Raw genomic sequence first — 13,491 nt, forward strand, 5'->3', positions numbered from 1 at the left:
TGGTCACTGCCCGGCTGGTGACGCTACGGGCTCACTGGTCGGCGCCGCCACGGCACGCAGTGTTTCCACTACTTGGGCAACATTCCTCCTGGCCTCAGCTCCCGCCAACGGGCCGATTGAGCTGTAGGGAACAGAGGTGACCGTGACTTCTGGGTTTTCAACCCCAGGTGTGTAACGCACGGTGGTCACGTATCCGTAGCTGGTCGCAGTCAACTGACCACGGAGCATCAACAGCCCGGTGTGCGGGTTCAGCCCGTGCACCACGAATTGCGGCGAATGCGCAAAAACGTCAGCTGCAGCCCGGAAAGTGGCTGCATTGACACCGGGGATGACCCCTGACCACTCCGGTCGGCCCCAATCACCGTGGATTTCATCCCCGAAGGTGTTGCGGACTTCCTGAGAGCGGCCTCCGCGAGTTTGCAACCAGCGCACCATCCAAATGATCAGACCCACGATCATCACACTCAAACCAAACCTACCGAGCCATTCGGGGATGGGAATTAGCCCGGTCAGTATGGGCATCGAAACCATGAGAGCCATGAATGAACAAGCAAATGGCCAGAGTCGCTGCTTGGCGGAGATCGGCGTGGGCAGTGGGTGATGGAGTTCTTTCGGTGAGTCCATCGTGGTTTCACCTCGTCGTCGGATCGGTTGTGATAGTCGTAACGGTCGTGAAGGGCCAGATATTCACGCTAGTCAGATATTTGCCAGCTGGCCAGTTTCGGCATCGGATCGTTACGGTGCAAAAGGTGGGCGTGACGGATCGCATGGGCGTCGTCGTCGTAAATCCACGGACGGTCAGGCAGGCCACGGGTAATCTGTAGGGGACCCAAGACTCGGGTTTCCACTTCCTTCCCCGCCGTACCGCCGCAGGAGGCCCGCTTGCAATCCACTCGCTCCCAGGAGCCGCAAAGCACCCTGTCCACCCGATGGGCGGTTGCCGCAACGCCCGGCACTGGCCCCCAGTGGGCGCGGGTTCTGGCCTACGTGACCCTGGGCATGGTCCTGGCGTGGAGCATTTGGCTGGTGATCGAAGGCTCCTTGGACCTGATGGTCTACAACATGGGTGCCCAGTGGGTGGCAAACCCGAACATCCGTCAGGAACCGCTGTACGACCTCGGCTTCCCCGTGCCGTGGGGAAATGACACCCTTCCGTTCACCTACCCACCCTTTGCGGCACTGTTGTTCGGGTTGCTGGCCTGGATCCCCTTTGACGTCATGCGGTTCCTGCTGCTGGGCGCGGATTTGATAGTGGCCGTACCGCTTGCGGGGGCGCTGATTTCCTACGCGCAGCGCAAAGGCCGCACCATCCCGTTGACCAACTACCTGGGCAGCCGAGCCATGTTCGCATTGGTCTTGGCCGCCATCCTGTTCTGCGGACCGTGGATTCGCACAATTTCTTTGGGGCAGGTCAATATCCTGCTCTTCGGCCTGATCTTCCTGGACCTGGTGCGCCGCACAGATGGCACAGGCGCGTGGATTGAACGGGCCACCGCCTTCATTCCACGTGGTGTTTTGATCGGTATTGCAGCCGGTATCAAATTGACGCCGCTGGCTTTCGGCCTGATTTTTCTGATGCAGAAAAACTTCCGGGCCATCATCAGCATGGGCGTGACTTTCGCCGCCACCGTGGGTCTGGGCTTCTTGATTCTCTACAACGATTCCATGCAGTTCTGGACCGATTCCGTGTCCGCTTCCGATCGCGTGGGTTCCATCAAGTACATCGACAACACAGCGATCACGGGGCTGCTGATCAAAAACGGTATCCCGGGCGACTTGGTGGACCCCATCCGCTATCCGCTGGTGCTCATCATGATCGTTCTGGTGGCAGTGGCGCTGGTCTACCTGACCCGCCGCGGCATGATTCTCTCCGCCATCTCCATGAACGCATTGGTCATGCTGTTCATGTCCCCCATCTCATGGTCACATCACCAGGTCTACTACCCGATCATCGCCTTGGCTCTGTGGTTGGAGGCCTTCCCGCACCTGTTCCGCGGGGCCACCCGGGTCATTGCGGCGGTCTTGACTTGGATCTGGCTCATCGGTGCATTCATCGGCCCCATGCGTGGACTGTTCCTGACGGAGCGCATGGGGATTGATCTCCACGTCTCGGAGACCATTTGGATCTTCCCCTACGTGATGCTGTTCTTGCTGCTCCTGCTGTGGGCAACGACGGCGATCCTGGACGGGCGCCGTCGTCGTTGATCCAAGTTCACATATGACCAGGGGGCGTTGGGGTCCTGCATCAACCCACTGATGCAGCACCCCAACGCCCCCTGGCTGCGGAGGAGCTAGATCACTCGGCGTCCAGATCCTTCTCAATCAGGGCGGCGATCTTCTCCACGGCATCGGCGTTCTCGGAGCTGACCTCAACCTCGGTGCCCTTTTCCGCACCCAGGGCCATGATCAGCAGGGAGGAAGAGGCGTCAGCGGGCTCTTCATCAGGATCATTGACCAGGCCGATCAAGATCTCGTCGTCAAACTCACCCGCAGCCTCGGCGATGATGGCTGCGGGACGTGCGTGCAGGCCGACGGCGGAGCCGACGACAACGTTCTTGCTGGGCATGCTTCCTCCTATGGATTGATGCTCGATTCAAGTGCATTCGGGTGCGCCCGATGGTCAGCTGAGACTACAGCTACACCGCGAATGCCTGTGTAACAGTGTGTCAGGACATCCCGTCGGTCCCTATTTGTGGCCGGAGTGTGCCAGAAACGTCAGTGGATATGACTGAACCCTCACGGCACTGCGCGATCAGCTGGTGATCACGTAGTGCCGTGAGGGTTCGTCTACTTCTGGTCCTACCGCTAAGTGAGGATCAGGCGTTCACGGCTTCCGCGGTGGGAGCGTTCTTAGCCTGTGCCTCACGCTGAGCAGCCGCCATGAGCGACTTCTGACGCTGGGTCTTGAGCAAGGTCACCAGCAGAGCAGCCACCAGTACGCCTGCCACCAGCGCAATCAAGAAGCCCCAGGGGTTGCCCATGAAGGGAACTACAAAGATGCCACCGTGCGGGGCATTCAAGGTGACGCCCAGTGCCATGGTCAGTGCACCGGTTACCGCACCTCCGGCCATCATGGAGGGGATCACGCGCAGAGGGTCGGCTGCAGCGAACGGGATGGCACCTTCGGAGATGAAGGAGGCACCCAGCAACCAGGCTGTGCGACCGTTCTCCCGCTCAGCTTCCGAGTAGAGGCTGCCGCGCACTGTGGTGGACAGGGCCAGGGCCAAGGGGGGCACCATGCCTGCAGCCATCACGGCGGCCATGATCATCATGGCGGCATCCGTGCCCTGAGCCAGACCGGCAGTGGCGAACAGGTACGCGGCCTTGTTCACCGGCCCACCCAGGTCAAAGCACATCATCAGACCCAGGATGACACCCAACAGCACAGCCGAAGTTCCAGTCATGGAGTTCAGGCCATCCTGAAGCCAGGCCATGAGCGACGCCAGCGGCTGGCCCAGCAGCAGGTACATGAGTAAACCAACAATCAGCGTGGTGACCAGAGGGATGATGACCACGGGCATCAGGCCAGCCAACCAGCGCGGCACCTTGATGGAGGCAATCCACATGGCGATGAAGCCTGCTACCAAACCTGTGACCAAACCACCGATGAATCCGGCATCCAGTGCCACGGCAATGGCGCCGCCCACAAAACCGGGAGCGATACCAGGACGGCCCGCCAGGGCATAGGCGATGTAGCCGGACAGCGCCGGCACCAGGAAGCCCATGGCCAGCCCGCCTACCGTCATGAACACGGCGGAAAGGTAAACCCACGCCCCGGGACCACGTAGCTGATCCACACCAAAGGTGGCCGCATCCGGGGTGTTGAAGATGTTGTACTGGCCGACCACATCGCCGGCAACGTTGGCAATGCTGGACCCGCCCATGGCGAATGCCAGGGCGATCAACAAACCGCCGGCGGCCACGAACGGAATCATGTAGGAGACACCGGTCATCAGCGCCTGCTGGATGCGGCGGCCCCAGGACTGGCCCTCGGAGGAAGCGGAGGACTCACCACCGCCGGCTCCGCCACCGCCGGAAATTCGATGACCGTTGGGATCATCGGCAGCTGCCAGCGCACGGTTGATCAGACCCTCGGGGTCGGAGACACCCACGTTCACGCCGGCTTCCACACCGGGCTTGCCGGCAAAGCGCTCGCGGTCACGCACGCCCACACCCACGGCGAACACCACGGCGTCGGCGGCGTCAATCTGTTCCTGGGTGAGGTTGGTGCCACCGGAGGAGCCCTGGGTTTCCACCACCAGCTCGTGGCCCATCTCCTGGGCTTTCTGTTCCAAAGCCTCGGCGGCCATGTAGGTGTGGGCAATGCCGGTGGGGCAGGAGGTCACGGCCACCAGGCGACGCTTGGCACCGCCCTGACCAGCAGCTGCACCAGCCCCAGCGGCGGCAGCGCCGGCAGTTGCGCCGGCGGCACCTGAGCCTGCGGTGCCACCGGAAGCTGCGGCGTCGTTGGCGGTTTGGGTCTGCTTGGGAGCCAGAACTTCCTCCACGATCGCCACCACTTCCTCCGCCGTCTGCGCTTCACGCAGGGAGGTGAGGAAGGTCTTGCGGGCCATGGCGCGGGCCAGCTTGGAGAGCAGTTTCAGGTGCTCCTTGCCTTCGCCATCGGCAGCGGCAATCAGGAAAATCAGGTCCGCGGGGCCGTCCTTGGCGCCAAAGTCCACGGGTTCGGCCAGCCTGGCAAAGCCCAGGGAGGTGGTGTTCACATGCGCTGAACGGCAGTGGGGAATCCCAATACCACCGGGCTGACCGGTGGGGGACTGGCCCTCACGGGTCAGGGCGTCGGCAGCCAGACCGTCTGCCGAATCCGCGCGGCCGGCGGCAGCGACGACGCCGGAGAGTTGCGTAATCACGTCATTCTTGTGACCGCCCAAGTTCTGGTCGAGGACGACCAGCTCCGGAACGATCAGAGGTAGCTCTGACATTGATGAATCCTTGCTGTGTGAAGGGAATGGTTACTGCGGGGTCTTGCGGGTGTCAGCCGAGGGGCAACTCGGTGACCTGAGTGCGGTCAAGATCGACCTGATCGGGACTGGGAACACCGGTGCCGGCCAGTGCCGTGGCGCCGGAACCATAGGCAACGGCGTGGCGCAAGCAGTCGGCGGGGTCCAAGTTCTGGGTGAAGGCCAGGAGGAGACCGGCCAGGGACGAATCTCCGGCGCCCACCGTGGACACCGGGGTGATGGGCGGAGGGTTACCCACCCAGGCGCCATCGGCCGTGACCAGGACGGCTCCGGCGGCGCCAAGCGTGGCCAATACGGCGGTGACGCCGCGGTCCACGAGTTTGCGGGCGGCTTCAGCCGCGGGGAGGAAATCACCGTTTTCTGCGGCGGCTTCAATGGCTGGGCCATCGGCTCCCACCAACTGGCCCAGTTCCAGGCCGTTGGGTTTGAGCAGATCCGGGGCCGCGGTCTCCAGGTCTGTGGCCAGGGCAATCAGCGGGGCGTCGGAGGTGTCCACCGCCACGTTGGCGCCAGCCTGCTTGAGTTCGGCCACCATCTGGGCGTACCAGTTTTCACCGGGGCCGGGAGGCAGAGAGCCGCAGAGGGCCACCCAGGTGCCGGGTTGAACGGCACCAATGAGCGCATCCAAACAGGCGCGCTGGGCCTGATCATCCAGGGGTGCACCGGGTTCGTTGATCTTGGTGGTGGTGCCATCCGGTTCGGTGACCGTCAAGTTGGTCCGGGCGCGAACATCCCGCTCCACCAGGGAGAAGGCAACCCCTGCGTCCTTGACGGCTTGCACCAAGGGGTCTCCGGCCGGTGCCGGGAACACCGCCGTGGTGGGGGTGCCTGCCAGGGTCAGGGCGCGGGAGACGTTGATCCCCTTGCCGCCGGGGCCGTCATGCACGGCCACCACGCGGTTGACCCCGCCGCGTTCCAGGGCGATGGACAGGTCTGCAGTGCGGTCGATACTCGGATTGGCGGTGAATGTGACGATCATGCGATCACAACCTCTATGTCGTGGGCTGCCAGGGCTTGGGCTAGCCGTGTGGGTGGTGGGGCATCAGTGATCAGAACGTCTATCTGATCCAGTTCGGCAAAGGTGCACAGGTAATCGGAGTCAAACTTGGAGGAGTCGGCCAGCAGGACACAGCGCTGTGAGCGGGTGGCCATGAGCCGCTTCACGGCGGCTTCCTCCACGTCCGGGGTGGTCAACCCGTAGGCGGCGGAGAGACCGTTGGTCCCCAAGAACGCCACTTCCGCGGCAACCCGCCCCAGCATGGTCAAAGCGGTGGCACCCACCACGGTTTCCGTGACATCCCGAATTACGCCGCCCAGCAGGTGCACGGAGAGGTTGCCCGTGGTGGAGAGCTCCAGGCCCGTGCGCACGGAATCCGTGATCACCGTCAACGGGCCGCTGGCGGGGTCTTGCTCTGCCCGCAGGGTGATCTCCGTGGCCAAAGCACCCGTGGTGGTCCCGCCGTCCAAGATGATGCTGCCGTGGGCCTCCGGCAAATAAGCGACGGCGGCCCTTGCGATCGCTGCCTTGGCCTCCCCGCGGGTGGTGCGCCGTTCCCTGGCGGAAGATTCGCTGGTGCCAAAGGAGGCGCGGGGAATGGCGCCTCCGTGAACGCGATCCACCAGGCCCGAGCGGACCAAAACATCCAGGTCACGCCGAATGGTCTCCGGAGCCACCGCGAACTTCACGGCCAGGTCCGTGACGGCAACACGGCCGCGGGCGGAGGCAAGGCGAACAATCGCCTGACGCCGCTCTTCGGCATACATGGGACGGTCTTCTGCCTCTTCAGGGTGGCCTTCGGCAGAGCCGTTCCGGTCTGCAGCAGCCAGTTTGTGGGCAGTCAGATGGTGAGCAGCACCGAGCCGCGAGGAGTCCCCGGTGTCCGGTGCTCCATCGGGAAGGTCGGCATCAGTGCCCGACGTGATCTCTGTTACGCCCATATGTGAATGATCATGCCCGAGTCTGTTGCTTGTCAACCTATGTTGTCGCCGGTTCCACGGGCCGCGTATCCTGGGAATTCCGCCACTTTCATGTGCGCAGGGAATCTCGATGACGAGGAGCACTCCCCATGCCTGATGACGCCCGTTTCGACCCGGCTAGCCCGAATAGCCAGGCTGCTACTGCCCAGCAGCCCGCACTGCAGGGCATCGGAGTTGTTGCAGGAATTGCCGCGAGCCCGGCGCTGTGGGCGCGGCCTCGCCCGCAGTTGCCCAGTGATGGTCCCGCGGTTGCCGAAGAGCAGCGGGAGGAGCACAAGCAGCGTTTTGACGCCGCCGCAGCTACCGTGGCGGGACGCCTCAAAACCCGCTCTGAGAAGGCTGAAGGCCATGCCGCGGAGGTGCTGGAGGCCACTGCCGCCCTGGTCACTGACAAGGGCTGGCGCCGAGCGGTGAACAAGAACATTGACGCGGGCACGGATGCAGTTGTTGCCACGGTTCGTGCAACTGACACATTTGTTGCCAAGTTCGAGAAGATCGGCGGCCTGATGGCCGAACGCACCACTGATCTCAAAGACATTCGGGACCGCGTGGTGGCTGAATTGCGCGGGGAGCCGGAACCGGGGGTGCCCAGCCCGGATGAGCCCGTCATCTTGCTGGCGGATGACCTTGCCCCGGCGGACACCGCTGGTCTGGATCCGGAGTTCGTGCGCGGTATCGCCACCCAATTGGGCGGCAAAACCAGTCACACCGCCATCATTGCCCGCCAATTCGGGATTCCGTGCGTGGTGGGTGTGGGTGCTGCTCTGGAAACCATCCAGGACGGCTCACTGATCCTTCTGGATGGTGAGGCCGGGGAGATTGAAACTGCTCCGGACCCGCTGAACGCGCAGCAGCGCGCCCAGGAATCGGCGCAGATGCAGGCCAAGATTCGTGCCTGGACCGGACCGGCTGTGACAGCCGATGGGACGCGGGTTCAGTTGTTGGCCAACGTTCAGGACGGTGCCGGCGCGCGTGCGGCCTCCGGGACCGGCCTGCCCGAAGGTGTGGGTTTGTTCCGCACGGAGCTTTGTTTCCTCTCCGCCAAGTCCGAACCGTCCGTGGAAATGCAGACGGGTATTTACCGGGAAGTCTTTGAAGCCTTCCAGGACCAGAAGGTGGTGGTCCGCACTCTGGATGCCGGGTCTGACAAGCCGCTTGCCTTTGCCACCATGCCTGATGAGCCCAACCCGTCCTTGGGCGTGCGTGGTGTGCGCATTGCTTTTGATGAGCCCGGTGTGCTGGAACGTCAGCTGGATGCCGTGGCGGAGGCTGCACGGGGTACAGGCGCGGAGCCTTGGGTCATGGCTCCCATGATTGCCACGGTGGATGAGGCCAAGTGGTACGCGGCCATGTGCCGTGATCGTGGCCTGATCCCCGGCGTGATGATTGAAGTGCCTTCCGCTGCGCTGATGGGCGATGAACTGCTGGAGCACGTGGAGTTCTTCTCCATCGGGACCAACGACCTCACGCAGTACGCCATGGCCGCGGACCGGATGGCTTCCCAACTCTCCGAACTCACGGACCCGTGGCAGCCAGCAGTGCTGAAACTGATCCAGATGGCGGCCCAGGCGGGTCAGCGCGCCAACAAGCCCGTTGGCGTCTGCGGTGAGGCCGCAGCGGATCCGCTTCTGGCTTGCGTGCTGGTTGGATTGGGCGTGACCTCTCTGTCCGCAGCTGCCCCGGCTTTGGCCGCGGTGGGTGTGCAGTTGGGCCAAGCCACCGACGAGCAGATTTCACGCGCTGCCCAGGCCGCCGTGACTGCTGCAACCGCTCAGGCGGCCCAGGATGCCGCATTCGACATCCTCAAGGGCGGCAAGTGATGCCGTGACGCGCTCCACTCAACGCCGTCGTGTGCAGCGGGTCCGCAGCACTTCCAACGGTGAACTGCGGGTGGAGGCGCGGGCGGACACCTTGGTGGGGGAGGAGCCCCTGGAGATTCGTCTCAACGGGCAGGCATTCGCCGTGACCATGCGAACTCCGGGTCACGACTTTGCTCTGGCTGCGGGCTTCCTGCTTTCGGAGGGGGTCATCACCCGTCACGCCCAGATCCTACGAATGGATTACCGCTCCGGGATCAATTCGGATGGCTTGCGTGATTACAACGTGGTGGATGTCCAGTTGGAACCGGAACTCGCTGCCAGAGCTGAGCCGGGGAGGCGGGAAGTTTACACGTCCTCCTCCTGCGGCGTCTGCGGTACCGCCTCCATGGACGGTGTGCTCAAAGTGTCTCCCTATGAGCCGCTGCAGGATCCACTCACCGTTGAGTTGCCCACGATTCTTGGGCTACCGGAGGCGCTGCGAGCACAGCAGCGCCTGTTCACCGCCACCGGTGGAGTTCACGCAGCTGCTCTCTTTCGGATGGCGCCGGCCCAGACTCCCCAGGACGACGACGCCACCGCGCCCGCCGTCGTGCCCCACCAAGTTCCAGAACTCTTGTGTGCCCGGGAGGATGTGGGGCGGCACAACGCGGTGGACAAAGTGGTGGGCTGGGCGCTGGAGAACAACCTGCTGCCCTTGACCGGCACGGTGCTGCAGGTCTCCGCGCGGGCCTCTTTTGAGCTGGTGCAAAAAGCTGTGATGGCGGGTATCCCCGTACTTTCCGCGGTGTCCGCGCCATCTGCGTTGGCTGTGGACGTGGCGGACCGAACGGGACTGACCCTGGTGGGCTTCAACCGGGGAACAGGCGCCAACATCTACGCCGGAGCACAGCGAATTGATCTGGATGGAAGCCGCATTACAGTGTGAGCATGCTGCCATTCTTGTTGGTTTCCACGCGCCCCGAAGACGCTGTGGCGGAGGAAGAGTACGAAACGTTCTGTCGGTTTGCAGGACTTGCCCCACAAGAGCTGCACCACCTTCGTCTGGAGCAGGGGGAGGACGCATCCCGGGCGTTGGCAGCAACTGATCTGAGCCGGTATTCCGGGGTGTTCGTGGGTGGTTCTCCGTTCAACACTTCCCTTCCGCAGGAGCAGAAATCCGCCACCCAAGTCCGGGTTGAGCTCTCCCTGGGTGAGTTGCTGGACCGCGTGATGGACCATGAAATCCCCTTTTTTGGGGCCTGCTACGGAGTGGGGACCTTGGGCGTTCACCAAGGTGGCGTGGTGGACAGCACGTATGGGGAGGAGGTGGGGGCCATCAGCGTGACGGTGACTGAGGACGGTGCCCGGGATCCCCTCCTGGCGGAACTGCCCCGCGAATTTTTTGCCTACGTGGGGCACAAAGAGGCCATCCGCGAGTTACCCCCGCAAGCGGTGCTACTGGCCACCGGTGTGAACTGTCCCGTGCAAATGTTCCGTGTGGGGCCCAATGCCTATGCCACGCAGTTTCACCCGGAACTGGATGCCCCAGCCTTGATTCGGCGGATCGAGGCCTATAAACATCACGGATATTTCCTGCTGGAAGAAGCCGAAAGTGTGAAACAACAGGTTCACAGTGGACCCGCAGTTGAGGCCCCCGCGGCACTGCTGCGGGCATTTGTGACCACTTTCGCTCGGTAATCGTTCTTCCGGTGGATATTTGGTGTCTGCGGATTTGGATACGGTGAACCCATGACTCTTCCGACTGGGCCGTTTCCACCAGCCACAGCCCCAACCGCACAACCGTGGAGCGGCGTACCCCAACCGGCGCCGGCGCAGATGCCGCGACTGGATCCTCACACCGGTTTGCCCACCGGAGCGCAGTACAGAGACCTGGCGTATCACCGCCTGGCACTGTCTGACCCTAAGCACCGGCGGTGGTCTCCGTTGGCTGAGGGTGGTGCGCTGTTCATCGGCATCATCCTGATCTCCATCGGATTTTTTGTCCTGACTGTGATCGCCATGCTCATTGCGGGTGGGGAAGATCTGTTTACGCAGATCGGCACCGGGGACATGTCCCAGATGGACATGACCAACCCGTGGATCCTGTTGTTCATGTTTGGTTCGGTGGCCATCTGGCTGCCCGTTTCCCTGCTGGTCAGGCTGTTGTTGCGTCCCCGACCCGTAGGGTTGATCTGGTCGGTCACCGGCCGGATTCGGTGGAAGTGGTTGTGGCTGACCATGGCTGTGGCCACGGGCGTCTTTGTGGTGCTGTACGGCCTCACCATGGTGGCGCAGATGGCCTGGGGGGCACCGGATGCAGCTGCCACCACCATGGCCGAACGGCATCCTCTGTGGTGGCTCACCCTGCTCCTGGCCTTCCTGGTGGTGCCCATTCAGTGCACTGCGGAGGAATTGGTGTTCCGCGGTTACTTGGCGCAGTCGATCGGACGGTGGTTGAAGAACCCGGCCTGGGCCATCCTGTTGCCCGCACCGCTTTTCATGCTGGGCCACATGTACGACGTCTGGGGACAACTTTCCGTGCTGTGGATGGCAATTGTCACGGGATTTCTCACGTGGCGCTCCGGTGGATTGGAAGCTGCTATCAGCCTCCACGTGGTCAACAACATGGTGGTGACCGTGACCACCGTGCTGTGGCCTGTCCAGGTCACGGATGCTGAAGACGCCTCCGTTGGGTTGCTGGGCTTTGGCACCATCTTTGTGATCGAACTGGTGTATGCCGGAATTGTTCTGTTGCTGCTCAAACGCGGCAAAATTGCGGTCACGCGCCGGGCCGTGGTGTGGCCCAAGAAGGACCAGGATGCCTGGTACGACCAAGTCCGAGCGGCCTACGCTGCACAAGCTGCGCAATATGCCCACCAGGTGCCATTTGCCAACACTGCACCCCACGGTGTGCCCGGTGGGAACCTGGGCCAGCCGCAGCCCTACGGTCAAATGGCTCCTGTGGGACAGCCCGCACCGTATGGACAGCCCGCACCCTATGGACAGTCTGCGCCGTATGGACAGGACGCACCGGCAGGCCAGTTCGGCCAGCCGCAGCCCTACGATCAGCCGTTGCCCCAGTTGGTGCCCGTCACCATCCCCGCCACCATGGCGTATGCCCGGTCCGAGCAGATCAACTCGGACGGGTCGCTGCGGCTGGTGCCTTCCGACGGGTTGATCGCTTATGCGGCGCCGGAGCAGGAAGTCATCCCCGGCACCGATCCGCCGGTTTATGCTCACCCGGTGGTTTGGATGGCCCGGGCGGACTCCGCTCCGGCACCGGAGGCCACGGAAGCTCGCACACCTGAAAGTGACGCATGAGTCAGACATTCGATCCCGCTCAGCACCTGAGCCCGGAGGCCATCAGTCACGCCGAGGATTTGGGGCGTTTTGTCCGCCAGGCCCCAAGCTCCTTTCACGCCGTGGCCGAAGCCGCTGACCGCTTACGGGCAGCAGGTTTCACCGAGCTTGTGGAAACCGAGCCCTGGAGCCAGTACCTACCGCGCCGCTGTTTTGTGATCCGCGACGGCGCCCTGATCGCCTGGGCACTGCCGGATGGAGAAGGTGATCCGCAGGGCTTCAAGATTCTGGGAGCGCACACCGATTCGCCGTCGTTCAAACTCAAACCGCGGCCCAGCACCGGCGCGTACAACTGGTGGCAGGTGGGCGTGGAAATCTACGGCGGACCGCTGCTGAACTCCTGGATGGACCGGGAACTGCGGATGGCCGGGCAGATCACCGTCCGCTCCCGCAGCGGTGATCACGGTGTGGAAACTCGGTTGGTGGCCACCGGCCCGGTGGCGCGCATTCCACAGCTGGCCATCCACCTGGACCGCGGTGTGAATCAAGGACTGACCCTGGATCACCAACAACACACCCAACCCATCTGGGGTTGCGGACCCGAACACGGTGATGTTCTTGCCTACCTGGGCCGGCATGCGCAGGGTGGCGTGGTGGCCCCGGGGGACATCCTGGGGTGGGACGTGGTCCTGGCAGACACTCAGGAGGCCCAGAGATTTGGGGCCAACGGTGAGTTCTTGGCTTCCGGACGCCTGGACAATCTGGCCTCCGTGCACGCCGGAGTCACCGCCCTGCTGGAAGGCCGGGAGCAGGTGGACGGTCCCGCTGGAACCACTGGGCAGCAATCTCCCCGCAGCATCCGTGTGCTGGCGGCCTTTGACCACGAGGAAGTTGGCTCCCAGAGTCGGTCCGGTGCCGGTGGATCATTCTTGGAGGATGTGCTGCTCCGCATTGGCTCAGGGCTGGGGTGGTCGGAGGAACAGCGACGGGTGGCGTGGGCGTCGTCGTCGATATTGTCAGCGGATGCGGGGCATGTGGTGCACCCGAATTACGCGGGCCACCACGATCCCGCCAACAAACCCGTACCCGGTGGTGGGCCGCTGCTGAAGATCAACGCCAACCAGCGCTACACCACAGATGCTCACGGGGCCGCGCTATGGCGTGCTACCTGTGCCGCTGCCGGGGTGCCCACCCAAGAGTTCGTGTCCAACAACACCGTGCCGTGTGGGTCCACCATCGGCCCCATTGCTGCAACGCGTCTGGGCATGCGCACCCTGGATGTTGGTGTGGGGTTGCTGTCCATGCACTCGGCCCGCGAAATGGTCCATGTGGGGGATCTGTACGCGCTCAAACTGGCAGTGGGGCAGTGGTGGTTGAGCTGAGGTTACGGCTGACCTGAGCGGGCGCCCTGGTGGCCGTCAACGGGCGTCATC

The 13,491-nt window shown here is 63.3% G+C and carries 11 protein-coding genes; 6 read left to right on the forward strand and 5 right to left on the reverse strand.

The genetic code is table 11. From position 1 onward, the window contains the following. Positions 1-3: 3 nt before the first annotated feature. Positions 4-522, reverse strand: a complete 519-nt coding sequence (locus tag Q4G32_RS03675; RefSeq protein ID WP_303349313.1) for a hypothetical protein — start codon at positions 520-522, stop codon at positions 4-6. A gap of 360 nt (positions 523-882) precedes the next feature. Here Q4G32_RS03675 and Q4G32_RS03680 point away from each other — a divergent pair, with 360 nt between their 5' ends. Beyond that, a complete protein-coding gene (locus tag Q4G32_RS03680; protein WP_303349314.1) occupies positions 883-2,205 on the forward strand; it encodes a glycosyltransferase 87 family protein in 1,323 nt (440 codons plus the stop codon). Between the two features lie 91 nt (positions 2,206-2,296). Here the strand turns inward: Q4G32_RS03680 and Q4G32_RS03685 are convergent, their stop codons facing one another. The 4 genes from Q4G32_RS03685 to Q4G32_RS03700 all read right to left on the reverse strand — a co-directional run bounded on the left by Q4G32_RS03685 (position 2,297) and on the right by Q4G32_RS03700 (position 6,920). Continuing rightward, positions 2,297-2,566: an HPr family phosphocarrier protein gene (locus tag Q4G32_RS03685; RefSeq protein ID WP_303349315.1), complete on the reverse strand. Its 270-nt coding sequence runs from the start codon at positions 2,564-2,566 to the stop codon at positions 2,297-2,299. A gap of 250 nt (positions 2,567-2,816) precedes the next feature. Then, the gene (locus tag Q4G32_RS03690) at positions 2,817-4,943 is read right to left on the reverse strand and encodes a PTS fructose transporter subunit IIABC (RefSeq protein ID WP_303349316.1); all 2,127 of its coding nucleotides are present in this window, start codon (positions 4,941-4,943) and stop codon (positions 2,817-2,819) included. Positions 4,944-4,995: 52 nt separating this feature from the next. Continuing rightward, positions 4,996-5,961 carry a 1-phosphofructokinase family hexose kinase gene (locus tag Q4G32_RS03695; protein ID WP_303349317.1) on the reverse strand — a complete coding sequence of 322 codons (966 nt, stop codon included), beginning with the start codon at positions 5,959-5,961 and terminating at the stop codon, positions 4,996-4,998. Further along, positions 5,958-6,920 carry a DeoR/GlpR family DNA-binding transcription regulator gene (locus tag Q4G32_RS03700; RefSeq protein WP_303349318.1) on the reverse strand — a complete coding sequence of 321 codons (963 nt, stop codon included), beginning with the start codon at positions 6,918-6,920 and terminating at the stop codon, positions 5,958-5,960. Before Q4G32_RS03700 ends, Q4G32_RS03695 begins: the two co-directional genes overlap by 4 nt. A gap of 128 nt (positions 6,921-7,048) precedes the next feature. Here Q4G32_RS03700 and ptsP point away from each other — a divergent pair, with 128 nt between their 5' ends. From ptsP to Q4G32_RS03725, 5 genes are read left to right on the forward strand one after another with little or no spacing between them, the layout of a single operon-like run. Beyond that, positions 7,049-8,779: a phosphoenolpyruvate--protein phosphotransferase gene (gene ptsP / locus Q4G32_RS03705; protein ID WP_303349319.1), complete on the forward strand. Its 1,731-nt coding sequence runs from the start codon at positions 7,049-7,051 to the stop codon at positions 8,777-8,779. Between the two features lie 4 nt (positions 8,780-8,783). Continuing rightward, positions 8,784-9,704: a formate dehydrogenase accessory sulfurtransferase FdhD gene (gene fdhD / locus Q4G32_RS03710; RefSeq protein ID WP_303349320.1), complete on the forward strand. Its 921-nt coding sequence runs from the start codon at positions 8,784-8,786 to the stop codon at positions 9,702-9,704. 2 nt (positions 9,705-9,706) lie between these two features. After that, positions 9,707-10,456, forward strand: coding sequence for a glutamine amidotransferase (locus Q4G32_RS03715; RefSeq protein WP_303349321.1), 750 nt, complete (start codon positions 9,707-9,709; stop codon positions 10,454-10,456). Between the two features lie 51 nt (positions 10,457-10,507). After that, positions 10,508-12,079 carry a CPBP family glutamic-type intramembrane protease gene (locus Q4G32_RS03720; protein ID WP_303349322.1) on the forward strand — a complete coding sequence of 524 codons (1,572 nt, stop codon included), beginning with the start codon at positions 10,508-10,510 and terminating at the stop codon, positions 12,077-12,079. After that, on the forward strand, positions 12,076-13,440 hold the full coding sequence (locus Q4G32_RS03725) for a M18 family aminopeptidase (RefSeq protein WP_303349323.1): 1,365 nt from the start codon (positions 12,076-12,078) through the stop codon (positions 13,438-13,440). The genes Q4G32_RS03720 and Q4G32_RS03725 overlap by 4 nt, the downstream gene beginning before the upstream one ends. The last annotated feature ends 51 nt before the right edge of the window (positions 13,441-13,491 follow it).

The sequence above is a fragment of the Kocuria sp. genome (assembly GCF_030538595.1).
In the GTDB taxonomy this organism is placed as follows: Bacteria; Actinomycetota; Actinomycetes; order Actinomycetales; family Micrococcaceae; genus Kocuria.

What these genes read in the sequence shown, in the direction of transcription:
- Q4G32_RS03675 (WP_303349313.1), bottom strand. Translation starts at nt 522, where the DNA reads ATGCCCATACTGACCGGGCTAATTCCCATCCCCGAATGGCTCGGTAGG.
- Q4G32_RS03685 (WP_303349315.1), bottom strand. Translation starts at nt 2,566, where the DNA reads ATGCCCAGCAAGAACGTTGTCGTCGGCTCCGCCGTCGGCCTGCACGCA.
- Q4G32_RS03690 (WP_303349316.1), bottom strand. Translation starts at nt 4,943, where the DNA reads ATGTCAGAGCTACCTCTGATCGTTCCGGAGCTGGTCGTCCTCGACCAG.
- Q4G32_RS03695 (WP_303349317.1), bottom strand. Translation starts at nt 5,961, where the DNA reads ATGATCGTCACATTCACCGCCAATCCGAGTATCGACCGCACTGCAGAC.
- Q4G32_RS03700 (WP_303349318.1), bottom strand. Translation starts at nt 6,920, where the DNA reads ATGGGCGTAACAGAGATCACGTCGGGCACTGATGCCGACCTTCCCGAT.
- ptsP (WP_303349319.1), top strand. Translation starts at nt 7,049, where the DNA reads ATGCCTGATGACGCCCGTTTCGACCCGGCTAGCCCGAATAGCCAGGCT.
- Q4G32_RS03715 (WP_303349321.1), top strand. Translation starts at nt 9,707, where the DNA reads ATGCTGCCATTCTTGTTGGTTTCCACGCGCCCCGAAGACGCTGTGGCG.
- Q4G32_RS03720 (WP_303349322.1), top strand. Translation starts at nt 10,508, where the DNA reads ATGACTCTTCCGACTGGGCCGTTTCCACCAGCCACAGCCCCAACCGCA.
- Q4G32_RS03725 (WP_303349323.1), top strand. Translation starts at nt 12,076, where the DNA reads ATGAGTCAGACATTCGATCCCGCTCAGCACCTGAGCCCGGAGGCCATC.